The 22,742-nt window shown below is 60.2% G+C and carries 17 protein-coding genes; 9 read left to right on the forward strand and 8 right to left on the reverse strand.

Going from position 1 to position 22,742, the window contains the following annotated elements; all coding sequences use genetic code 11:
- Positions 1–105 precede the first annotated feature (105 nt).
- Both gpmM and AC1P02_RS03805 read left to right on the forward strand, forming a co-directional pair.
- Positions 106–1,635: a 2,3-bisphosphoglycerate-independent phosphoglycerate mutase gene (gene gpmM / locus AC1P02_RS03800; RefSeq protein ID WP_021141093.1), complete on the forward strand. Its 1,530-nt coding sequence runs from the start codon at positions 106–108 to the stop codon at positions 1,633–1,635.
- Between the two features lie 9 nt (positions 1,636–1,644).
- Positions 1,645–3,051 (forward strand): peptidoglycan DD-metalloendopeptidase family protein, encoded by a 1,407-nt coding sequence (locus AC1P02_RS03805; protein WP_087756712.1) that lies wholly within the window; start codon positions 1,645–1,647, stop codon positions 3,049–3,051.
- 170 nt (positions 3,052–3,221) lie between these two features.
- On the opposite strand, the gene AC1P02_RS03810 is transcribed toward AC1P02_RS03805, so the two are convergent.
- Positions 3,222–3,872: a Qnr family pentapeptide repeat protein gene (locus AC1P02_RS03810; RefSeq protein WP_448764715.1), complete on the reverse strand. Its 651-nt coding sequence runs from the start codon at positions 3,870–3,872 to the stop codon at positions 3,222–3,224.
- A gap of 89 nt (positions 3,873–3,961) precedes the next feature.
- Between AC1P02_RS03810 and AC1P02_RS03815 the strand changes: the two genes are divergently transcribed.
- Entirely contained in the window at positions 3,962–4,969 is a 1,008-nt protein-coding gene (locus AC1P02_RS03815) for a substrate-binding domain-containing protein (protein ID WP_485185415.1), read from the forward strand.
- Positions 4,970–5,118: 149 nt separating this feature from the next.
- On the opposite strand, the gene AC1P02_RS03820 is transcribed toward AC1P02_RS03815, so the two are convergent.
- Genes AC1P02_RS03820 through AC1P02_RS03830 form a run of 3 tightly spaced genes read right to left on the reverse strand, consistent with a single transcriptional unit; the run spans position 5,119 to position 8,072 of the window.
- On the reverse strand, positions 5,119–5,760 hold the full coding sequence (locus AC1P02_RS03820) for a bifunctional 4-hydroxy-2-oxoglutarate aldolase/2-dehydro-3-deoxy-phosphogluconate aldolase (RefSeq protein WP_125600896.1): 642 nt from the start codon (positions 5,758–5,760) through the stop codon (positions 5,119–5,121).
- Between the two features lie 9 nt (positions 5,761–5,769).
- Positions 5,770–7,566 (reverse strand): phosphogluconate dehydratase, encoded by a 1,797-nt coding sequence (gene edd / locus AC1P02_RS03825; protein ID WP_485184165.1) that lies wholly within the window; start codon positions 7,564–7,566, stop codon positions 5,770–5,772.
- Positions 7,563–8,072 carry a gluconokinase gene (locus AC1P02_RS03830; protein ID WP_275907565.1) on the reverse strand — a complete coding sequence of 170 codons (510 nt, stop codon included), beginning with the start codon at positions 8,070–8,072 and terminating at the stop codon, positions 7,563–7,565. The genes edd and AC1P02_RS03830 overlap by 4 nt, the downstream gene beginning before the upstream one ends.
- Before the next feature lie 245 nt (positions 8,073–8,317).
- Here AC1P02_RS03830 and gntU point away from each other — a divergent pair, with 245 nt between their 5' ends.
- The 4 genes from gntU to AC1P02_RS03850 all read left to right on the forward strand — a co-directional run bounded on the left by gntU (position 8,318) and on the right by AC1P02_RS03850 (position 15,585).
- Positions 8,318–9,658, forward strand: a complete 1,341-nt coding sequence (gene gntU, locus AC1P02_RS03835; protein WP_485184167.1) for a gluconate transporter — start codon at positions 8,318–8,320, stop codon at positions 9,656–9,658.
- A gap of 146 nt (positions 9,659–9,804) precedes the next feature.
- Positions 9,805–11,154, forward strand: a complete 1,350-nt coding sequence (gene pssA / locus AC1P02_RS03840; RefSeq protein WP_017412320.1) for a CDP-diacylglycerol--serine O-phosphatidyltransferase — start codon at positions 9,805–9,807, stop codon at positions 11,152–11,154.
- 203 nt (positions 11,155–11,357) lie between these two features.
- The gene (gene recG / locus AC1P02_RS03845) at positions 11,358–13,427 is read left to right on the forward strand and encodes an ATP-dependent DNA helicase RecG (protein ID WP_005319842.1); all 2,070 of its coding nucleotides are present in this window, start codon (positions 11,358–11,360) and stop codon (positions 13,425–13,427) included.
- Positions 13,428–13,515: 88 nt separating this feature from the next.
- A complete protein-coding gene (locus tag AC1P02_RS03850; protein ID WP_485184170.1) occupies positions 13,516–15,585 on the forward strand; it encodes an AsmA family protein in 2,070 nt (689 codons plus the stop codon).
- A gap of 46 nt (positions 15,586–15,631) precedes the next feature.
- Here AC1P02_RS03850 and AC1P02_RS03855 read toward each other — a convergent pair whose 3' ends face one another.
- On the reverse strand, positions 15,632–16,552 hold the full coding sequence (locus AC1P02_RS03855) for a bifunctional GNAT family N-acetyltransferase/hotdog fold thioesterase (RefSeq protein ID WP_042467538.1): 921 nt from the start codon (positions 16,550–16,552) through the stop codon (positions 15,632–15,634).
- 295 nt (positions 16,553–16,847) lie between these two features.
- Between AC1P02_RS03855 and AC1P02_RS03860 the strand changes: the two genes are divergently transcribed.
- Positions 16,848–17,513: a spermidine synthase gene (locus tag AC1P02_RS03860; protein WP_485185416.1), complete on the forward strand. Its 666-nt coding sequence runs from the start codon at positions 16,848–16,850 to the stop codon at positions 17,511–17,513.
- A 73-nt stretch (positions 17,514–17,586) separates the two neighbouring features.
- On the opposite strand, the gene dtd is transcribed toward AC1P02_RS03860, so the two are convergent.
- The 3 genes from dtd to typA all read right to left on the reverse strand — a co-directional run bounded on the left by dtd (position 17,587) and on the right by typA (position 20,966).
- Positions 17,587–18,024, reverse strand: a complete 438-nt coding sequence (gene dtd, locus AC1P02_RS03865) for a D-aminoacyl-tRNA deacylase (RefSeq protein WP_485184172.1) — start codon at positions 18,022–18,024, stop codon at positions 17,587–17,589.
- An 84-nt stretch (positions 18,025–18,108) separates the two neighbouring features.
- Positions 18,109–18,981 carry a virulence factor BrkB family protein gene (locus AC1P02_RS03870; RefSeq protein WP_021138645.1) on the reverse strand — a complete coding sequence of 291 codons (873 nt, stop codon included), beginning with the start codon at positions 18,979–18,981 and terminating at the stop codon, positions 18,109–18,111.
- A 173-nt stretch (positions 18,982–19,154) separates the two neighbouring features.
- Positions 19,155–20,966 carry a translational GTPase TypA gene (typA, locus tag AC1P02_RS03875; RefSeq protein WP_005319864.1) on the reverse strand — a complete coding sequence of 604 codons (1,812 nt, stop codon included), beginning with the start codon at positions 20,964–20,966 and terminating at the stop codon, positions 19,155–19,157.
- A 351-nt stretch (positions 20,967–21,317) separates the two neighbouring features.
- Here typA and glnA point away from each other — a divergent pair, with 351 nt between their 5' ends.
- A complete protein-coding gene (glnA, locus tag AC1P02_RS03880; protein ID WP_017412325.1) occupies positions 21,318–22,727 on the forward strand; it encodes a glutamate--ammonia ligase in 1,410 nt (469 codons plus the stop codon).
- Positions 22,728–22,742: the final 15 nt, after the last annotated feature.

The raw sequence follows: 22,742 nt of genomic DNA on the forward strand, positions 1-22,742 counted from the left end.
GTGTTGGCAAGGGCTTGGCTATCAGGTGACTATTTCGGCAGATGTAGTAATATTACGCTAGTTTCACTTCCCGCAATTCATTCCTATCCGAGAGGACATAGCCTTATGTCAACAGCTAAGAAACCTTTGGTTCTGGTCATCATGGACGGTTGGGGCTACAGCACCAAGCAAGAGCACAACGCCGTCGCTGCCGCCAAGACTCCCAACCTCGACCGTCTCGCCCGTGACTACACCAGCACCCTGATCTCCGGCTCCGGCCTGGATGTGGGTCTGCCGGATGGTCAGATGGGTAACTCCGAAGTGGGCCACGTCAACATTGGCGCCGGTCGCATCGTCTATCAGGAGCTGACCCGCATCTCCAAAGAGATCAAGGACGGCGACTTCTTCCAGAACGTCGAACTGGCCAAGGCTGTCGATTCTGCCGTGACCAAGGGCAAAGCCGTTCACATCATGGGTCTGATGTCCCCGGGTGGCGTACACAGCCACGAAGAGCACATCATGGGCATGATCGAGATGGCCGCCAAGCGTGGCGCCGAGCAGATCTACTTCCACGCCTTCCTGGATGGCCGCGACGTTCCGCCGCGCTCCGCCCAGTCCTCCATCGAACAGTTCGATGCCCTGTTTGCCCGTCTGGGCAAGGGTCGTTTCGCCTCCATGATCGGCCGCTACTTCGCCATGGATCGTGACAACCGCTGGGATCGCGTGCAGCAAGCCTATGACCTGATGACTCAGGGCAAGGGCGAGTTCACCGCCGACAGCGCCAGCGAAGCCCTGGCCGCTGCCTATGCCCGCGACGAAAACGACGAGTTCGTCAAGGCCACCCGCATCGGTGCTGCCGCCCCCATGCAGGATGGCGATGCCCTGATCTTCATGAACTTCCGTGCCGACCGCGCCCGTGAAATCACCCGCGCCTTCGTTGACAGTGACTTCACCGGCTTTGCCCGTGCAGCTACCCCTGCGCTGAACTTCGTGATGCTGACCGAATACGCGGCCGACATCAAAACTGCCTGTGCCTACCCGCCGACTGCCCTGGTGAACACCCTGGGTGAGTGGCTGGCCAAGCAGGGCAAAACCCAGCTGCGCATCTCCGAAACCGAGAAGTACGCCCACGTCACCTTCTTCTTCAACGGTGGCGAAGAGTCCTGCTTCACCGGTGAAGACCGCGAGATCGTTGCCAGCCCGAAAGTGGCGACTTATGACCTGCAGCCGGAAATGAGCTCCGAAGAGCTGACCGACAAGCTGGTTGCTGCCATCAAGAGCGGCAAGTACGACACCATCATCTGCAACTACCCGAACGGCGACATGGTCGGCCACACCGGCGTATTCGATGCGGCCGTCAAAGCCTGTGAAGCCGTTGACCACTGCGTCGGTCGCGTTACCGAGGCCCTGGCCGAAGTAGGCGGCGAATGCCTGATCACCGCCGACCACGGCAACGCCGAGAAGATGCTGGACGAAGAGACGGGTCAGGCTCACACAGCCCACACCAACCTGCCGGTTCCCCTCATCTATTTCGGTCGCAAGGCCGAGGTGCTTGAAGGTGGCAAACTGTCCGATCTGGCCCCGACCATGCTGACCCTGATGGGTCTTCCTGTGCCGCCGGAAATGACTGGCAAGCCCCTGATGATTCTGAAATAATCCTTCCCCATGCGGGGATGCGAAGTTATTTCAAACAAAACCAGTCGCGTCGGCCTGTTGGCCGGCGCGCTGTTTTTTTGCCTGTCGTTTATCGCGGGCAAGGCCCTGGCTGCCAACCAGCAGCTCGGCACCATGCAGTCCCAGATAAAGGAACAGCAGAAAACCATCAAGCTCAGCAAGCAAGAGCTGACCAAACTCAATACTCAGCTCAAGGCTGACGAGCAGGCCATTTCGGCCGCCGCCGCCAAGCTCGAGCAGACCAGGCAACAGCTGAAAAAAAACCAGCAAAAGCTGGTAAGCCTGCAACAGGACAAGCTGGATCTGGAACAACAGGCAAAGCATCAGAAGCAGTTGCTGGCCAAGCAGGCGGAAAGCGCCTTCCAGGCGGGCAACCACGATTACCTCAAACTGCTGCTCAACCAGCAGGATCCGGCCAAACTGAGCCGCTCTCTCGACTACTACGACTATCTCAACAAGGCCCGCATCGAGGCCATCGAAGCCCTGCGCGCGACCCGCACCAAGCTGGCCAAAAACCAGCAGGCCACCAAAGAGACCGAGAGCAAGCTGCAATCCTTGCTGAGCGAACAGCAACAGCATCACCAGAGCCTGTTGGCCAGCCAGCAGAGCCGTGCCAAGGTGCGCAACCAGTTGCAACAATCGGTGCAAAACGACGAGCTGAAGCTGACCAAGCTGGTCAAGGCGGAAAAAGCCCTGAAAGCCAGGCTGGAAGAGCTTCGCCGCCAGCGGGAAGAGCAGGAGCGTCGCGAACGGGCCGAGCGGGAACGGCTGGCCAAGCTGAAAGCCGAGCAGGAACGCCAGCGCCGTCTGGAGGCCCAACGACTGGCCGCCGAACAGAAACGGATTGCAGAACAACAGCGGATCGCGGCTCAACAACAGAAGGTCGGCGAGCAGCAACGACTCGCCGCCGAGCAGCAGAGAGTCGCCGAACAACAAGACAGGGTGGCTGATCAGCAAGCCGCTGCGCGCAGCAGCAGCGCCAAGGCAAGCAGTGGCGGCTACGGCGGTCTCAAGACCAACGGCAGCCTGCGCTGGCCGGTGCAGGGGCCCATCCTCATCTCCTATGGCTCGCCGCGCACCGCCCAGCTCAAGTGGAAGGGCACTCTGATCGGTGCCAGCGAAGGTACCCAGGTCAAGGCGGTCGCACCGGGCCAGATAGTCTACGCCGACTGGCTGGACGGTTTCGGCATGTTGCTGGTGATCGACCATGGCCGTGGCTATATGAGCCTCTATGGTCACAATCAGTCGCTGCTGCGCCAGGTTGGCCAGAATGTGGAACAGGGCGAACCAGTGGCTCTGGTCGGTGACAGTGGCGGCCAGGACAGACCCGGCCTCTACTTCGAAATCCGCTATCAGGGCGAGGCCATCAATCCGACAAAATGGTTGGCCAAGGGCTGATCAGATATGCCGGATAATGCATTGATCCCCTCAAAGGGGATTGACCAAGAGCCGACTGATCACTGGTCAGCCAAAATGACAAAAAGCCTGCATTACACAGGCTTTTTTGATAACAGCATTCACCGCAGCTCAGTGCCAGATGGTGGAAATTTACCTCTTTTCCGAAACGTTCAAGGAAACACCACCAGACCTATCTGCTCCAGCAAACCCTGTTGCTGCTCTTCATTGATCTGTACGCCGTCCAGGTTGATCCGGCGCAGATCCAGCCCGGGCAGATCGCACTGACGCAGATCACAGCCCTGCAGGTTGAAGCTGGCCCAGTCTATCTGGCCAAACTCGGAGCCACTCAGATCGGATCCCGCCAACGAGGTCCCCAGCAAGCTGGCCCCCTGCCAACGGTTGCCACTGAGCTCGCATCGCTCCAGCAGGCAGCCATCGAAATTGGCGTAGCTGAAGTTGTTGCCCGTAAGATGGGCCTCGCAGAAGTAGCTCTTGACGGTGATCTGGTTGGCGAAGCTGGCGTGGGCGAAATTGATGCCCATGGCCTGGCAGTCGCGCATCTCCAGCCCCAGGCACTGGCTGCGGCTGAGATCTGCCAGAGTCAGATCGCAGCGCAGAAAGCTCGCCTCCCGCAGGTCGCAACCCTGCAACTGGCAGCCCAGCTCGCGCTCCCGCTCATAGAAGGTGCAGTCAACGAAGCGGCTCTCGCTCAAGTCCAGCCAGGAGAAGTTGCAGTCGACAAAGCGGCAACCATCAAACTGTTCCTCTTCCACATCCTGCTGTTCGAAACGCTTCCCCTCGAAGCACTTGCCCTTGATCATCCGAGTCATCCTCTACTGATGGCGTCATATGCTGACTTTGTTAAACAAAAACGGTAATGTTACGTGTAACATTCCTGCCGGATCCCCAGATGAACGACACCCGCAAACGCCGCCCTACCCTGCAGGACATAGCCGACCTGACCGGGGTCACCAAGATGACCGTCAGCCGCTATCTGCGCGATCCTCACGCCGTGGCCGAGGGCACCCGTGAGCGGATCGCCGCCGCAGTGGAAGAGCTGGGCTATATCCCCAATCGGGCACCTGACATTCTCTCCAACGCCACCAGCAAGGCGATCGGCATCCTGATCCCCTCTCTCTCCAACCAGGTGTTTTCCGCCGTGGTACATGGCATAGAGTCGGTGACCCGGCCCGCCGGCTACCAGACACTGCTCGCTCACTACGGCTACAGCCCGGAGCGGGAAGAGGAGCAGGTGGCCTCCCTGCTCTCCTATCACGTGGACGGCCTGATCCTCTCCGACAGCCAGCACACGGAGCGCACCCGCAAGATGATTGCTACCGCCGGCATTCCCGTGGTGGAAACCATGGATCTGCCGCAAGCCCCCATAGACATGGTAGTGGGGATGGATCACAGGGCTGCCGCCCGGGCCATGGTAACAGAGATGCTGCGCCGGGGCCGACGCAAGCTGGTTTACCTGGGGGCGCGGCTCGACGTGCGCACCCAGCTGCGGATGGAGGGTTACTACCAGGCGATGGCCGATTTCAGCCTGACAGGTCAGCACCTGCTGACCGAGCAATCCTCCAGCTTCACCCTGGGTGGTCAACTGCTGGATCAGGCGCTGGTGCGCTATCCCGACCTCGATGGCCTCTTCTGTACCAATGACGACTTGGCGGTTGGCGCCCTGCTGCAGTGTCAGGCAAAGTGGATACCCGTGCCCCAGCAGATCGCCATCGCCGGCAGCAACGCCCTCGACATAGGCCATGCCATGACCCCCAAGCTGGCCAGTATCGTCACACCACGCAAGGAGATAGGCCGTGAGGCGGCAACCATGCTGCTGGCCCGACTCAGCGGCCAGCCACTGCCCGACACCCGCAAGGATATGGGCTTCTCCCTCTATGTCGGGGAGAGCCTGGGCTGACGCTTGCGCAAAGGGAGGGTCAAAGCCTGACGGTACGCACGCGAAGCAGTCTGATCCGAAACGCCAGCCGATTTATCCTCCTGATTCAAATGCAAAAAAAGAGCAGGTCACCCCGGGGTGGCCTGCTCTTTTTTATAAAGAACGCGCGCTTAGCGTTTAACTAGCTCGACCGCTTCGCGAGAGAGGCGAGTCACCTCCTCCCAGTTACCGCTCTTGACCGCATCGGCCGGCAGCATCCAGGAACCGCCGACGGTGGCGACGCATTTCAGCGCCAGATAGTCGGCCACGTTCTTCGGGCCTATGCCGCCGGTGGGGCAGAACTTGATCTGGGGAAGCGGTGCTGCGATGGCAGCCAGCGCCTTGGTGCCGCCGTTCGCTTCGGCCGGGAAGAACTTCAGATGGTCGTAGCCTGCTTCCAGCGCCTGCATCACTTCGGAGGCGGTGGCAACACCCGGTATCAAGGGCGCCGTGCTGTTGGCGGCGTGGGCCAGCAGCGCCGGTGTCATCCCAGGGGAGATGACGAAGCGGGCACCGGCAGCCACGGCTGCGTCAAACTGCGCGCAGTTGAGCACTGTGCCTGCACCGACCATGGCATCCGGCATCGCCTTGGCGATGAGGGCGATGGCATCGAGCGCCACCGGGGTGCGCAGTGTGATCTCGAATACCGAGATGCCGCCATCGAGAAGCGCCTTGGCCATCGGCAGGGCCTGTTCCAAGTCGCTTATGACCATCACGGGTACCAGCGGAGAGGCGGCAAACACCTCGGCAGGGGTCACTTTCCAGTTTTGCATAACGCTTCCTTAATCAAAGATGGTGGCGCCACACTCGGCGCTCGATACCGCGCGACGCATCACGCTGAACAGTTCACGGCCCCACCCCTCTTGTTCCAGAGTGAGGTCAATCTCGGCCTGGGTACGGCCACTCAAATCGGTCAGGCAATCGAGGCGGCCTGTCACTGCGTCCACCCGCAGCAGATCGCCATCGGCAAGCAGGCCAATGGCCCCGCCGTGCAGCGCTTCCGGGGTGACATGGATGGCCGCCGGGATCTTGCCGGAGGCGCCTGAGAGGCGGCCATCGGTAACCAGCGCCACCTTGTGGCCCGCCTTCTGCAGGTTGCCGAGCACAGGCATCAACTTGTGCAGCTCAGGCATGCCATTGGCCGCCGGGCCGTTGTGGCGCACCACGATAACGGCGTCCTGATTGAGGCTGCCAGCCTTGTAGGCCGCCTCCACAGCGTGCTGGGAGGAGAAAACTCGGGCGGGCGCTTCGATAACGCGATACTCGGGGGCCACGGCGGAGACCTTGACCACGGCGCGGCCCAGATTGCCCGCCAGCAGCTTGGTACCGCCGGTCGCCTGGAATACGGAACCGGTCGGCGACAATACGCTCCCGTCGCTGCTTTCACCCACCGGCTGCCACACCAGCTCGCCATCCACCAGCGCCGGACGGCTCAGGTAATCCTGCATCTCGCCAAACACAGGGGTGGCATCCATGTGGATCAGCCCCTCTTGCGCCAGACGGCGCATCAGGCCGGGCACGCCGCCCGCCTGTTCGAAGGCATTCACATCGGCCGGGCCGTTCGGGTACATGCGCACCAGCAGCGGCACCACATCCGAGAGATCGCTGATGTCATCCCAGGTCAGGTGCAGACCGGCGGCGCGGGCCAGCGCCACCATGTGGATACTGTGGTTGGTGCTGCCGCCGGAGGCGAGCAGGGCCACCAGCCCGTTGACCAGCGAACGCTCGTCCAGCACCTCGCTCAAGGGGCGGTAGGCAGGAGAGCCAGGGATCATGGCGCTGATGCGGCGGGCAGCCTCTTCGGTGAGCGCGTGGCGCAACTTGCTGTGAGGATGGACGAAGGCGGAGCCCGGCAGCATCAGGCCCATGGCCTCGAACACCAGCTGGTTGGTGTTGGCTGTGCCGTAGAAGGTGCAGGTGCCCGGTGCATGATAGGCGCCGCACTCCATCTCCAGCAGGGCATCGCGGCCCAGCTCACCGGCGGCGTACTGCTGGCGCACCTTCACCTTGTCATCGTTGCTGATGCCGCTGGCCATGGGGCCGGCCGGCACGAAGGCGGTGGGCAGGTGCGCGTGGGAGAGCGCCCCCATAATCTGGCCCGGGGCTATCTTGTCGCAGATGCCGAGCAGCAGGGTGGCGTCGAAGGTGTTGTGGGAGAGTGACAGTGCGGTCGCCTGGGCGATCAGATCGCGGGAAAACAGGGACATGTCCATCCCGGGCTGGCCCTGGGTCACGCCATCGCACATGGCCGGTACGCCACCCGCCACCTGGGCGCTGTGGCCCAGTTCGGCCAGCGCGGCCTTGATGATGTCCGGGTAGCCCTGATAGGGCTGATGGGCGCTCAGCATGTCGTTGTACGCAGTGACTATGCCGACGTTGGCTCGGGTCATGTCGAGAATGCGACCCTTCTCGTCACTGCTGCAGGCGGCTACGGCGTGGGCCAGGTTGCCGCAGGCCAGGGCAGCGCGGGTCTTGCCCTGTTCGGCCTGGCGCTGAATACGGGCCAGGAAAGCCTGGCGACGGGCGACACTGCGCTCACGAATGCGCGCAGTAACCTCGGAAATAACAATGTGTGTCATACGGCTTGCTCCAACGCTGAGACGGCGCGGTCGACCACCTGTTCGAAGGTGCCATCTATATCGATATGGAATACCCCGGCCTCGCCATCCGGACGTTCCAGCGTATCGAACTGACTTTGTACCATGCTTTCCCGCATGAAATGGCCCTTGCGTGCCCGCATCCGTTCGAGGATCAGCGGCTGATCACCGTCCAGAAACAGGAAATGCACTGACTCATTGCCCTCGCGGATCTGGTCGCGGTACTGCTTCTTGAGGGCCGAGCAGACGATCACGCCCACCTCGTTCTTCTGCTCCAGGCTGTAAGCCGCATCACGGATCCGCTCCAGCCAGGGGGCTCGATCCTCATCGTTGAGGGGGTTGCCACCCGCCATCTTCTGAATATTGGCTCTGGGGTGCAGGTCATCACCATCAATGAACTTGGCACCCAGCGCATGGGCCACCTTGAGGCCGACGCTGGACTTGCCGCTACCACACACACCCATCACGATAATGCTCTTGCCCGCCATTGTTTGACCTCTATCCCATTTTTCAAAAATCGTGCTGCTGATGGGTTCTAACTTAGCACGTTACCGGTAACATGTTACCGGTAACAACAAGAAATGTGAAGTCTGCCACAGACTGAGCGAACTCACAGTCACCTGGGCAATCGACCTTGAGCCCTGGCCATAAATCTAAATAAATCATAAAGATATGGTCTGCTGACGGATCGGCAGGGTGTCGATACTGAACTTGGAACAAGGAACGCACAACAATGTCTGACCTCTCCCTGATCATGACGGCCGCGGGCTCCATAGTGCTGCTGCTCTTTCTGGTGATGAAGGCCCGCCTGCACGCGGTCGTCTCCCTCATCCTGGTCTCCATGGTGGCCGGCCTCGCCGCCGGCATGAACCCGGCGGAGATCGCCACTACCATCCAGAAAGGGATGGGTGGCACCCTGGGCTTCGTCGCCGTGGTGGTGGCACTGGGCGCCATGTTTGGCAAGGTGATGGAAGTCACCGGCGCCCTCGACCGGGTAGCCCATACCCTGCTCGGCACCTTCGGCGTCAAGCGCGCCAACTGGGCCATGTCACTGACTGGCTTCGTCTGCGCTCTGCCGCTCTTCTTCGACGTCGCCGTAGTGCTGCTGATCGGGGTGGCCTTTGCCATTGTCCGCCGTGGCGGTGGCAGCGTGGTGAAGATAGGCATAGCGCTGCTGGCGGGCATCGCCACCTGCCAGGCCTTCCTCATCCCCGCGCCAGGCCCCATTCTGGTGGCGTCCCAGCTGGGGGCCGATTTTGGCTACATGATACTGTTCGGTCTGATCGCCGCCGTGCCAGCACTGATCCTGGCGGGCCCCCTGTTCGGCAACCTGATCAGCAAGGTGGTGGATGTGCCGCTCCCTGCCGATGCCCAGAGCAGCGCCCATGACGATAGCAAGACTCTCCCCTCCTTCGGACTGGCCATGGGCCTGATCGGTCTGCCGCTGCTGATGATTGGCCTCAAGACCATAGTCGGCCGCTTCGTCGAGGCAGGATCCACCCTGCATAACTGGCTGGAGTTCGTCGGCCACCCCTTCACCGCCATCATGGTCGCCTGTTTGGCCGCCTTCTATCTGCTGGGGGTGCGCCGCGGCATGTCCCGTGACGAGGTGATGAACGTCTGCAACAGCGCCATCCAGCCTGCCGGCGTCATCATACTGGTGACCGGTGCCGGTGGCGTCTTCAAGCAGGTACTGGTGGATTCCGGTGTGGGCGCAGCCCTTGGCAACATGCTGGCAGACTCCGGCCTGCCCATAGTCGCGCTGGCCTTTATCCTGGCGGCGGCCGTGCGGGTCATTCAGGGTTCTGCCACCGTCGCCATGCTGACCGCCTGCGGCCTGCTGCTGCCCATGCTGGAACCGCTCGGTCTGAACGGAGCCCAGCTGGCAGCCGTGACCATCGCCATCGGTGGCGGGGCCATAGTGCTCTCCCACGTCAACGACTCGGGTTTCTGGCTGGCCAATCGCTACCTCGGCCTCTCCGAGAAGCAGACCCTGCAAACCTGGACAGTGATGGAGACCATCATAGGCACCACGGGTGGCGTCATGGCGATGATCATCTACAGCTTCCTTTGAACATAACCTCTGTCAAAAAGGCCTCCGATGTGAGGCCTTTTTCATCTTTATGACGATTCTTTCTTTGGCTAACAGGTTGAGGTTGCTAGAATCGCCTATCCATCGCTCCGAGTGGAACGCTTAACGCAGTGATTTCAGGTTTCTCTATGCATTCATCGGCACATTATCGACAACTGTTGGCTCGTCTGCCCCAGATCGCTGTCGCCGCAGATCAGTTTCAGGTGCTCAACAGCGCCAAGGACTTCAAGAGCCGGATCCTTTCGCTTATCGCCAGCGCGACTCGGCGCATCTATCTGGTGGCGCTCTATCTGCAAGATGACGAGGCGGGACGGGAAATTCTGTCTGCCCTCTACGCCGCCAAGCAGCGCAACCCGGCCCTCGACATCAAGTTGTTCGTGGATTTTCACCGTGCCCAACGCGGCCTGATCGGCAAAGGCAAGCAGGGGGGCAACCACCTGATGTATCAGGAAATGGCCGCCCGCCATGAACACCAGATCGCCATCTACGGCGTGCCGGTCAAGGGACGAGAGCTGCTCGGGGTGCTGCACCTCAAGGGCTTCATCTTCGATGACACCTTGCTTTACTCCGGTGCCAGCCTCAACGATATCTACCTGCATCAGCAGGATCGCTACCGTTTCGACCGTTATCACCAGATCACCAGCCCCGAGCTGACCCGCTGCATGGTCAACTATGTGGACGATCTCTTCCTCAAGAGCGAAGCGGTGCAGCGACTCGATCGCAGCGACATTCCCACCGCCAAGCAACTGAAGGGGCCGATCCGCCGCTTCAAGCACAGCCTGCGCCTGGGCCAGTACCGCTTCGAGAGCATGCCGGTCAACAGCCAGGAGATCGCCATCACTCCGATGACGGGGCTGGGCAAGCGGGGCAATCAGCTCAACAAGATGATCCGTACCCTGGTGCGTGCCACCGAGCGGGAGATCTTCATCTGCACCCCCTATTTCAACCCGCCCAAGGAGTTGAACAAGGACATCGAAGCCCTGCTCAAGCGCGGCTGCAAGGTGACCATAGTGGTGGGCGACAAGACGGCCAACGACTTCTTCATCCCGCCGGAAGAGAAGTTCACCACCATAGGTGGCCTGCCTTATCTGTACGAGACCAATCTGCGCAAGTTTGCCGAGCGCAATCAGCATCACATCGATGCCGGCCGTCTCAACCTGATGTTGTGGTGCTGCGAGCGCAACTCCTACCACCTCAAGGGGATCTTCGTGGATGACGAGTGGGCACTGCTCACCGGCAACAACCTGAACCCCCGCGCCTGGGCGCTGGATCTGGAGAACGGCCTGCTGGTGTACGATCGTCGCCATCACCTGCGCGCCCAGTTCAACGGGGAGCGGGAGAACATACTCGCCAACACCAAGCGGATCAGCCACTTCGATCAGATAGAGCAGATCAAGGACTACCCGGAACAGGTACGCAAGCTGCTGGCCCGGATCCACAGGGTCAGGGCCCATATCCTGCTCAAGCGCATCATCTGACCCGGGGTACACGCTGCCCGTCCTCACTCGTTGATACCTGTGCAAAGGCCTGCCGTTTTCGGCAGGCCTTTTTGTCAGGATCTGCCATGGTCTGCATCCCGCCCCTGACCTGGCGCCGGGTGTCACTGCAACGCGGCTTGCACCGAGACGTCAATAACCCCTATCATCTGGACATATTTACAGTGTTTTCGGGCATCTAATTGATGAAATTGGATAAAATCTCCCTCGACAGCCTCAAGGGCGTCGGCAGCAAGATGCAGGAGAAACTCGAGCGACTGGGGCTGGCCACGGTACAGGACCTGCTGTTCCACCTCCCCCTTCGCTACGAGGATCGTACCCAGGTGTGGCCCATCGGCGATCTGCCGCCCGGGCTGCACGGCGCCGTCGAGGGCGAAATCCAGGACACTCAATTGGTGATGGGGCGCCGCCGCATGCTGGTCTGCCGCATCAGTGACGGCACCGGTACTCTGACCCTTCGCTTCTTCAACTTCACCGCCGCCCAGAAGAACAGCCTGGGTCAGGGCAGGTTGATCCGCTGCTTCGGCGAAGTGCGCCCCGGCAAATACGGGCTCGAGATGGCCCACCCCGAGTACAAGCTGCTCGGTGAAGAACAAGCCGGTCAGACCGAAGAGGCACTCACCCCCGTCTACCCCACCACGGAAGGGCTGCGTCAGCTCACCCTGCGTAGCCTCACCGATCAGGCGCTGGCTCAACTCGACCTGTACGGGGTGGAGGAGCTGCTGCCTGCAGGCCTCTATCCCCAGCAGATCGATCTGGCCGCCGCCCTGCGCCTGCTCCATCGCCCGCCCCCCTCGGTGGCGCTGGCCTTGCTGGAGAGCGGCCAGCACCCGGCCCAGCAACGACTGGTGCTGGAAGAGCTGCTGGCTCATAACCTGTCGGTGCTCAAAGTGCGTGCCCAGGCGCAAACCCAGCTGGCGCGCGCCCTCAAGCCGGCACCTGCCCTCGTCAAGCAATTGCTGGAAGCGCTGCCGTTCAAACCGACCGGTGCCCAGAATCGGGTAGTAGCCGAGATCAACCAGGACCTGCAACGCAGCTACCCCATGATGCGCCTGGTGCAGGGGGACGTGGGCTCAGGCAAGACTTTGGTTGCGGCGCTGGCAGCCCTCCAGGCCATCGGCAACGGCTGCCAGGTGGGGCTGATGGCACCGACCGAGTTGCTGGCCGAACAACATGCCATCAACTTCGCCAACTGGCTGGAGCCGCTCGGTATCGGGGTCGGCTGGCTGGCGGGCAAGCAGAAAGGGAAGGCGCGGGAAACCCAGCTCGCCGCCATCGCCGATGGCAGCGTCAAGATGGTGGTGGGCACCCACGCCATCTTCCAGGAGCAGGTGGTGTTCCAACGCCTCGCGCTGGTCATCATCGATGAACAGCACAGATTCGGGGTGCATCAGCGCCTCGCTCTGCGGGAAAAAGGGGAGCGGGAGGGAGTCCATCCCCATCAGCTCATCATGACTGCCACTCCCATACCCCGCACCCTGGCGATGACCGCCTATGCCGATCTCGACACCTCCGTCATCGACGAGCTGCCACCGGGCCGCACCCCCATCACCACGGTGGCGCTGCCGGACAGCCGTCGCCCGGATGTGATCGAGCGGGTCAAGCTGGCCTGTGAAGAGGGCAAACAGGCCTACTGGGTCTGTACCCTGATCGAAGAGTCCGAGGTGCTGGAGTGCCAGGCCGCCGAGGATACCGCCGCCGAACTGCAAAACCAGCTGCCCGGCCTGCATATCGGGCTGGTACACGGCCGGATGCGGCCGGTCGAAAAGCAGCGGGTGATGGAGGAGTTCAAGGCGGGCATACTGCAGCTGCTGGTCGCCACCACCGTCATAGAGGTGGGGGTGGATGTACCCAACGCCAGCCTGATGATCATCGAAAACCCGGAGCGGCTCGGGCTGGCCCAGTTGCACCAGCTGCGCGGCCGGGTCGGTCGCGGTTCTGTGGCCTCTCATTGCGTGCTGCTCTATCATGCTCCCTTGTCCAAGACGGCCCAGAGCCGACTCGGGGTATTGCGGGAGACCAACGACGGCTTCCTGATCGCCCAGCGCGATCTCGAGCTGCGCGGCCCGGGGGAACTGCTCGGTACCCGCCAGACGGGGCTGGCCGATCTCAAAATTGCCGATCTGGTGCGCGACCAGCCACTCATCCCTCAGGTACAGAAGATGGCGCGCTTCCTGATGGACAGGCATCCCGCCCATGTCGAACCGCTCATCCGGCGCTGGCTGGGTCTGCGGGATCACTACTCCAACGCCTGAGTAGAACAGCACAAGAAAGAACGCACGTGACACTCAGGCTCCCAATAGATGTGTTGCCACAACACTCAGACCCTGGAGGAAAGCACCGATGAATTCCTGGCTTCGCGCCCTGCTCTACACATTTGCCTTCCTGCTGCTGTTTGTCTGGGTCGCGCTCGGTCTGTTCGACGCCGAACGGGCCAGGGGGCCCATCGCCAGCTGGATCAGCCAGCAAACCGGCGTGCCGGTCACCATAGGGCGGCTGGTGTTCAACCCGCTCCATCCCTATACCCTGCTGGCCGAGCAGGTGAGCTATGGCGACGCCATCGCCCTCGACAAGCTCTATCTGGAGATAGAGAGCATCGACTGGCTGAACCGGGACGTGCGCATCGCCCACCTCGACCTCATTCGCCCCGTCATCAAGCTGCCGCTGCCCAACACCTTGCCGACCCTGCCGGTTCACTCCCTCACCATCAGCGACAGCACTATCGATCGCCTCAGCCTGCACAGTGACGAGCTGACCCTAAGCGGCCTCAACGTCACCCTCAACGACTGGCAGCTGCTCAATCCGGTGCGGCCACCCCAGGCCAACCTGAGCCTCAACATCAATGAGCTGGAAACCCCGGCCTTTGCCCTCTCCCGCCTCAATCTGAAGGGACGACTGGAAGGCCAGGTGCTAAGTACGGATCGGCTGGTTGCCAACCTGTTCGATGGCCTGCTGGAAACCGGCATGACCCTGGACTGGCCCGCCCGCAGCCTGCGACTGCACAATCTGAAGGCACAAGGCATGCGGGTCGAGTGGGGAGCCATGGGCCAGCCTGAGCTGCCCTTGCGCCACATCAGCCTGGACACAGGACAGGTGCGCGATGTGAGCATCAACGCCATCACTCAGGAGATCTCTCTCAACAACTTCAACGGCCAGCTCACCACCTTCAGCTGGCAGGCTGGCAGTACGCCGACCGGTTACTTTACGGGTAGCCTCGGTGATCTAGGCCGCGGCCTGTTCCAGTTGGAAGATCTCAAAGGGCGAGTCTCTTTCTCGCCACAGCAGATCGATGCCGAGGTGCAGGGCAAAGCCTATGAAGGTGAATTCAATCTGGATCTGGCCCTCGATACCCAGCAGCAGAAGCTGACCCTCAAAGACATGACGCTGAGCGGCATGGACATCAGCCTGCCAGAGGGGTGGTGGCAGGATTGGCAAAGCTGGCGGCCACAACAGATCGATATCCGCAAGCTGACGTTCGACAAACTCAAGGTACTCTCCTTCGACGATACCCTGCCCCTGTCGCTGACGGGCTGGCAGTTCTATCTAAGCGATCTCTCCCTGCGAGGCGAGCAGCCAATCCCCTTGCTCGGCCGGGCAAAAGTCGAGAGCAAGTGGTTCGAGCTGGTGTGGGACGGCCTCAGTGCCCGCAACGGCGAACTGGATGGTGAGCTGACCCCCAGCTCCTGGCAGCTCAACAAGCTGACCAGCTCGCTGCCGGATGAAGGCTCACTCAGCCTGAGCGGCCAGTGGGGCAAGGAGCCAGGCCAAAGCAGCCGCCTGCAGGTGAAGGGGGAAAAGCTGGATCTGGTGCAGTGGAGCAAGATACTGCACTCCCCCATTTCCTTCGCCGGCAAGGCCGACCTGAGTGCCGATCTGCAAGCCGTGCATGGCAAGACAGCAGGAGAGTGGCGCAGTACCCTGCAGGGCAGCTTCGCCCTCGATGCGGTTGATCCATTCTGGGACAAGGTGAAGATAGACCCCCTGCTGGATGAATGGTTCAAAGGCGCCACGCCACCTGATCTGACGCCGGAAAGCCTGTGGCAGGCGATGCAGGAAGGAGATACACCCTTCTACCGCATCAAGTTGCAAGGCAAGGTCGAGCATGGCCAGCTGCAGGTGGAACAGGCTGGTGCCTCTACCATCACTCACCTGCTCGCCCTGCAAGGGGGCATGGATCTGGTCAAGGAGCAGTGGCAGCTGGATCTCGGTGTCCTGAATGGCCAGCGCTGTGCCGAGCTGCTGAGCCACTGGCGCGGCCCGCTTGATGCACCCGTCTTGAGCTGGGAGTTTCCGGCCAGGCAGGCCTCCTGTGGCTGGGAGGTGGGGGTGCCTTATCCTGCCCAGGGGCGCAACAGCCCGCTCTGGCGGCCAGCACCACAGCCAAAAGCACCCGCGTTGACCAACGTTCAGTAAAACAAACAAGGCCTCATCACGAGGCCTTGTTTGTTTCAGGTAGCTTTTACAGAACGGGGGACTGGCCTCGCCGTTTGACCGGTTGCACCACATACTGGCCGATGAATTCCACCGCCAGCTTGTCGCCGCTGAACAACTTGACCATGAGGCTGAATTTGGCCGACTCCCCCGCCTTGAGCGGAGCCAGCACGGCCGGCATCCCCTCCCTGGCAACCCGCGCCTCGGGCTCCTCGTTGACCGGGCGGTAATACTTGATGTTGCCCTCCGCCAGTACCGTATCCCCCACCAGACCCGCCTCTTTCAGCTGCAACCAGATGAGACCCCAGCCCGCCAGCACGCACTGACTGTAGATGCTGCCGGCAAACATGGTGTCATGCACGTTGAGGTTGGCCGCCAGATTGGCCTTGAGATGAAAAGTCTGGCCGTCATAGTGGGTGATGTGTACCCCCATCTTCTCGCTGATGGGGATGCCTTGCGACCAGCGAGTGGTGAGATCCTGGCACCACTCGGGGCGATACTGGATGGTCTGCAAGGGGCTTAAGGATTTGATCATCTGACGATGGGGAATGCGGCCAAAGCTGACCGGCCCTTCCCCCACTTCGAGGAAGCCGCACTTGCGATAGAACTCCACCGCTTCCTGGCGGGCATTCATCACCAGCCGTTTCACCTTCTCGCTGCGGGCCAGCTGTTCGAGATCTTCCACCATGCGGGCACCCAGCCCCTGTCCCCGGAATTCAGTGCGCAGCGCCATAAAGCGGATCTGGGCCTCGTCACCACCGATAAACAATCGGCCAATGGCAATGGGAGTACCGTCCGGCGCCAGCATCATGCGATGAATGGCGACGGTATCGTATTCATCTCGCTCGGAACCAACGGGCAGATTGAAGGGTTTACGCAGCAGTTCCCAGCGCAGCTGGTAGTAAGCGTCCAGCTCGGCTGCCGTTTGAGGAGTGACTACCCGGTACATAAAGCGCTCCTTGAGTTAGTGCCGACGGACAGATTGAAGGGCTTGCGCCCCCATGCCTCCCAGCGCAGCTGGTAGTAAGCCTCCAGCTCGGCTGCCGTTTGAGGAGTGACTACCCGGTACATAAAGCGATCCTTGAGTTAGCGCCGACGAACAGATTGAAGGGCTTGCGTACCAATGCCTCCCAGCGCAACTGATAATAGGCATCCAGTTCGGCTGCCGTTTGAGGAGTGACCACCCGGTACATAGTTCTATCCTTGAGTTACACTGGCCGGAAACCATCTTGCCGTGCAAATTCATGGACTTCAATCTGCAAGCGTACCAAGCCGACCACTTATTGCACCTGAGTGCCAAACCGGAACGACGCCTCTTTATCCTGGAAAATGCCCATCACCGCTGGCTGGAGATAGACGGTGTGGTGCAATCGGCCATGTCCCTTGCCGAACCTGCCGCCCTCTGCCTGCCCCATCAGCAGTGCATCGCAGACCTGCTGCCCGCCACCGCAAGCCGGGTGCTGGAACTGGGATTGGGCGGTGGCGATCTCACCCGTCATCTGGGAGTGCGCTGGCCAGAGGCACGGCACGACTGCGTCGATCTGGATGAAGAGGTACTGACCCTGTTTCAGACATTCTTCCGCCACCCGGCGGAACCCGCTGACCGGGCGTTGCACCTGCACCACGCCGATGCCCTCACCTTCCTGCTGGCCCACGACGGCACCTATGACTTCGTGCTGCTCGACCTGTTCAGTCAGGATGGCAATCCCCTGCTGCTGTTTCAGGCTCCGCTCTATCAGGCACTGGCCAAATGCCTCCGCGGTACCCTCATCGTCAACCTGCTGCCACGGACACATCTCGAACTGGCGCAGGCCAGGCGGCTGGCGGAGGAGTGGATTGGCCTCACCAGCACCCACGGGGTGCCCGGCTATCGCAACGTCATACTGCACACCACCAATCTGACCCCCTAACGCCACGGCTGGCCCTGTCTGCACGTCCGCAGATGAAGGCCTTTAGCCAGGAGCGGGCTCGCGGCCATGGCGCCTACACCTGCAGCCAGAAGGTCACCGGGCCATCGTTGAGCAGCGCCACCTTCATGTCGGCAGCAAAACGGCCTGTCTCGGTCGGTATGCCGCTGGCCTTTGCCTGCACTACAAAATAGTCGTAGAGCCGCTCGGCATCGGTCGGATGGGCGCCGCCAGAGAAGCTGGGTCTCATGCCTTTTTTGGTATCCGCCGCCAGGGTGAACTGGGAGACGACCAGCAGACTGCCACCGGCCTGACTCACATTGAGGTTCATTTTGCCCTCTTCATCGGAGAAGATGCGGTAGCAGCTCACCTTGTGCAGCAACTTGTCCGCCCTGGTCTCGTCATCCCCCTGCTCCACCCCGAGCAACACCAGCAAGCCATTGGCAATGGCACCCGTTACTTCGCCTTCCACTGTCACGCTGGCCTCGGAGACCCGCTGGATCAATGCAATCACATCCCTCTCCTCTCAAAACAGAACGACCGCCCTCACAGGGGCGGTCGTCGATGCTACCAAGAAAACGAAGGGTAAAGCGATGGCTCAGGCCAACTCCTCGCTCACCGGTTTTTCATATTCACCGAGACAAGCCGTGGTCTCGGCGCCAAGCAATACCACCAACCAGCTGAGATAAACCCAGACAAACAGGATCGGAATGGTCGCCAGAGCGCCATAGATGGCCTGATAGGAGGGGAAGTTGGTGATGTAGATGGCAAATCCGCGCTTGGCCAGCTCGAACAGGGTCGCCGCCACCAGGGCGCCGATGAAGGCGTGCACCAGTCTCACCTTGCAGTTGGGCACGACCGTATAGACCAGCAGGAAGGTGAGTACCGAGAAGAGGAACGGCAAGCTGCGCAGCAACAGATAGCCGATGCCGAACAGACTCTCGGCCCCGAACAGCCGCAGCGAGAAGATGTAAGAGGAGATGGCAATGCTGCCACCGATAAGCACAGGACCCAGTGTCAGTATCATCCAGTACATGGCAAACGCCTGAGCCAGCGGCCGGCCCTGGGTCGAGCGCCAGATGTAGTTGAGGTTCTTGTCGATGGCCGAGATCAGCATCAACGCCACCACTATCAGGGCACCGATACCCACCGCCGTGGTGTTGGTGGCATTCGCCACGAAGCCATCTATGTACTCCTTGAGCATCTCACCCGCGGTCGGCACGAAGTTGTGATAGACAAACTGCTCCATCGCCTGTTTCAGGGTCTGGAACACAGGGAAGGCGGACATCATGCCAAATACCACGGCAATCATGGGGACCAGAGAGAGCAAGGTAACATAGGCCAGATAACCGGCGGTGACGGTCAACCTGTCGTGCTGGAAACGGCTCCAGACAAACTGGGCGAAATGGCCGCCATCGTGGCGTAAAAAGGAGAGAGCATGGCCAAGACGGCCACCAAATTTCTGCTGCATTGTGATTCTCAACGTCTTCATCATGCAGACATTGTGTCAGATAGCATGGTCATTTGACCACCCATGGACCAGATCGGTACGACCAGCCCGAGCATACTGGCTGGTGATCCACCGTCAAATGGGCATAAAAAAAGAGGCCCGAAGGCCTCTCTCTGTCTGTCGATAAACAGATATCAAGCACGACCGGCGCGCTTGCGATCCATTTCAGTCAGCAGTTTCTTGCGCACACGGATGGCCTTGGGAGTGATCTCTACCAACTCATCGTTGTCGATGAACTCGAGAGCCTGTTCCAGGGTCATGCGGATCGGCGGAGTCAGCACCTGGGCTTCGTCGGTACCAGAGGCACGCATGTTGGTCAGCTGCTTGCCCTTCAGGCAGTTTACAGTCAGGTCATTGGAGCGGGAGTGAATACCGATCACCTGGCCTTCGTACACTTCGGTAGCGTGACCGATAAACAGACGACCGCGGTCTTGCAGACCGAACAGGGCAAAGGTCAGCGCCTTGCCGGTAGCGTTGGAGATCAGCACGCCATTCTGACGCTCGCCGATGCTGCCACCCTTGTGCGGACCGTAATGGTCAAAGGTGTGGTACAGCAGACCGGTACCGGAAGTCATGGTCAGGAACTCGGTCTGGAAGCCGATCAGGCCACGACTCGGGATCATGAAGTCAAGACGGACACGGCCCTTGCCATCCGGGGTCATGTTGGTCATCTCGCCCTTACGCAGGCCAAGTTGCTCCATCACGGAACCCTGGTGGATCTCTTCCACGTCAACAGTCACGGTTTCAAACGGTTCGTGCAGAACGCCGTCCACGGTGCGCAGGATAACTTCCGGACGGGATACCGCCAGCTCGTAACCTTCACGACGCATGTTTTCGATCAGGATGGAGAGGTGCAGTTCACCACGACCGGATACGCGGAATTTATCCGGATCTTCGGTCTCTTCCACACGCAGGGCCACGTTGTGGACCAGCTCCTGGTTCAGACGCTCCATGATGTTGCGGGAGGTCACGAACTTGCCTTCTTTACCGGCGAACGGTGAGGTGTTGACCTGGAAGGTCATGTTCACGGTCGGTTCGTCAACGGAGAGCGGCGGCAGGGCTTGAACAGCACTGTTGTCACAGATGGTGTCGGAGATTTTCAGCTCGCCCAGACCTGTGATGGCGATGATGTCACCCGCTTGCGCGTCGACAACTTCGGTACGGGACAGACCCAGGTAGCCAAGCACCTGACCGACTTTGCCGGTACGGGTCTTGCCATCGGCACCGATGACGGTGACTTGCTGGTTGGTCTTGACGCGACCACGGCTGATACGGCCGATGCCGATAACACCCACGTAGGAGTTGTAGTCCAGCTGGGAGATCTGCATCTGGAAAGCACCGGCAGGGTCACCCTTCGGCTGCTCGACGTTGTCAACGATCGCCTGGAACAGGGGTTCCATGTTGTCGGATTCAACGCCCTGGTCCATGGTGGCCCAGCCGTTCAGTGCTGAAGCGTAAACAACTTTGAAGTCCAGTTGCTCATCGGTCGCACCCAGGTTGTCAAACAAGTCGAATACCTGATCCATAACCCAGTCAGGACGAGCACCCGGACGGTCGATCTTGTTGATGACCACGATCGGCTTCAGACCCTGGGCGAATGCCTTCTGGGTCACGAAACGAGTCTGCGGCATAGGGCCGTCAACAGCATCAACCAGCAGCAGCACTGAGTCGACCATGGACATAACGCGCTCTACTTCACCACCGAAGTCGGCGTGACCCGGAGTATCAACGATGTTGATACGGTAGTCTTTCCAACGGATCGCGGTGTTCTTGGCGAGAATGGTAATACCACGTTCCTTTTCCAGGTCGTTGGAATCCATCAGACGCTCTTGACCATCAGTGGTACGGTCCAGGGTTCCAGACTGCTGCAGCAGCTTATCAACCAGGGTAGTTTTGCCGTGGTCTACGTGCGCAATAATCGCAATATTGCGTAAATTCTCTAACATTCTCGCCTCAATCACCGGGTAAAATTGGGCGCTAATTGTACTCTCGCCTTTGTGATCTGCCTAGCATAATTGCAGTGCATTCACGCATAACAGGGGATCAGGATCATAGACCTTCCGATCAAAGCCTGTTTAGATGGGGGCTGACCGTATACTGCGCACCATTTTAGTGCACCAAAACGATCCACAGTTGCACTACTTTGAGGCGTGACGCGCTGAGATGGCAGGTCTTGGGGCGGCCTTATAGCCGCAAACGCCCTGAAATCAAGCTATCACAAACTTGGCACGATACTGGCTTATGTGAATGTGATGACGCATTCACCCTAAGAGTTTTAACACCGGAGGTTACTTAGCATGTCAGCCCAGAACGTTTTGGCCCTGATCCAGGAACACGAAGTCAAGTTTGTTGACCTGCGCTTTACCGACACCAAGGGTAAAGAGCAGCACGTATCTATCCCTTCCCACCAGGTCAACGAAGATTTCTTCGAAGACGGCAAGATGTTCGATGGCTCTTCCATCGGCGGCTGGAAAGGTATCAACGAGTCTGACATGGTGCTGATGCCGGATGCGGCCTCCGCCAAGCTGGACCCGTTTACCGAAGAGACCACCCTGAACATCGTTTGTGATGTGCTGGAACCGGCCACCATGCAAGGTTATGACCGCGACCCGCGCTCCATCTCCAAGCGTGCCGAAGATTTCCTCAAAGCCAGCGGCATCGCTGACACAGTGCTGTTCGGGCCTGAGCCGGAATTCTTCATGTTCGACAACATCACCTTCTCGAACACCATGGGCCACAGCTTCGTGAAAATCGAATCTGAAGAAGCCGCCTGGAACTCGGGTACCGAGTATGAGCACGGCAACAAGGGCCACCGCCCGTTCGTGAAAGGCGGTTACTTCCCGGTTGCACCGGTTGACTCTTCCCAGGACATCCGCGCTGCCATGTGTCTGGTGCTGGAAGAGATGGGCCAGGTCGTTGAAGCGCACCACCATGAAGTGGCGACCGCCGGTCAGAACGAGATCGCGACCCGTTTCAACACTCTCACCCTGAAAGCGGACGAAGTACAGGTTCTGAAGTACGTGATCCATAACGTGGCCCACGCTTACAACAAGACTGTCACCTTCATGCCGAAACCCATGTTCGGTGACAACGGCTCCGGCATGCACTGCCACCAGTCCCTGGCCAAGAACGGTGTCAACCTGTTCGCTGGCGACCTGTATGGCGGTCTGTCCGAGATGGCACTACACTACATCGGCGGTATCATCAAACACGCCAAGGCCATCAACGCCTTCGCCAACCCGACCACCAACTCCTACAAGCGTCTGGTTCCGGGTTATGAAGCACCTGTCATGCTGGCTTACTCCGCCCGCAACCGCTCTGCTTCCATCCGTATCCCGGTAGTACCGAGCCCGAAAGCTCGTCGTATCGAAGTACGTTTCCCGGATCCGGCAGCCAACCCGTACCTGGCTTTTGCAGCTCAGCTGATGGCCGGTCTGGACGGTATCATCAACAAGATCCATCCGGGCGATGCCATGGACAAGAACTTGTATGACCTGCCGCCGGAAGAAGCCGCAGAAGTGCCAACCGTTGCCGGCTCTCTGGACGAAGCACTGGCCGCACTGGACAGCGATCGCGAGTTCCTGACCCGCGGCGGCGTGTTCAGCGATGACTTCATCAATTCCTACCTGGAACTGAAACAGCACGATGTTGACCGTGTGCGCATGACCCCGCACCCGCTGGAGTTTGAACTGTACTACTCCGTTTAATCCGGACCACAGCTC

This window comes from Aeromonas sp. TS_SC_11, from assembly GCF_057318915.1.

Coding starts and splice junctions, on each gene's coding strand:
- gpmM (WP_021141093.1), top strand. CDS start 106: ATGTCAACAGCTAAGAAACCTTTGGTTCTGGTCATCATGGACGGTTGG.
- gntU (WP_485184167.1), top strand. CDS start 8,318: ATGTCTGACCTCTCCCTGATCATGACGGCCGCGGGCTCCATAGTGCTG.
- AC1P02_RS03860 (WP_485185416.1), top strand. CDS start 16,848: ATGGACTTCAATCTGCAAGCGTACCAAGCCGACCACTTATTGCACCTG.
- AC1P02_RS03805 (WP_087756712.1), top strand. CDS start 1,645: ATGCGGGGATGCGAAGTTATTTCAAACAAAACCAGTCGCGTCGGCCTG.
- AC1P02_RS03855 (WP_042467538.1), bottom strand. CDS start 16,552: ATGTACCGGGTAGTCACTCCTCAAACGGCAGCCGAGCTGGACGCTTAC.
- AC1P02_RS03870 (WP_021138645.1), bottom strand. CDS start 18,981: ATGCAGCAGAAATTTGGTGGCCGTCTTGGCCATGCTCTCTCCTTTTTA.
- pssA (WP_017412320.1), top strand. CDS start 9,805: ATGCATTCATCGGCACATTATCGACAACTGTTGGCTCGTCTGCCCCAG.
- AC1P02_RS03820 (WP_125600896.1), bottom strand. CDS start 5,760: ATGCAAAACTGGAAAGTGACCCCTGCCGAGGTGTTTGCCGCCTCTCCG.
- glnA (WP_017412325.1), top strand. CDS start 21,318: ATGTCAGCCCAGAACGTTTTGGCCCTGATCCAGGAACACGAAGTCAAG.
- AC1P02_RS03830 (WP_275907565.1), bottom strand. CDS start 8,072: ATGGCGGGCAAGAGCATTATCGTGATGGGTGTGTGTGGTAGCGGCAAG.
- AC1P02_RS03810 (WP_448764715.1), bottom strand. CDS start 3,872: ATGATCAAGGGCAAGTGCTTCGAGGGGAAGCGTTTCGAACAGCAGGAT.
- typA (WP_005319864.1), bottom strand. CDS start 20,966: ATGTTAGAGAATTTACGCAATATTGCGATTATTGCGCACGTAGACCAC.
- edd (WP_485184165.1), bottom strand. CDS start 7,566: ATGACACACATTGTTATTTCCGAGGTTACTGCGCGCATTCGTGAGCGC.
- recG (WP_005319842.1), top strand. CDS start 11,358: ATGAAATTGGATAAAATCTCCCTCGACAGCCTCAAGGGCGTCGGCAGC.
- AC1P02_RS03815 (WP_485185415.1), top strand. CDS start 3,962: ATGAACGACACCCGCAAACGCCGCCCTACCCTGCAGGACATAGCCGAC.
- AC1P02_RS03850 (WP_485184170.1), top strand. CDS start 13,516: ATGAATTCCTGGCTTCGCGCCCTGCTCTACACATTTGCCTTCCTGCTG.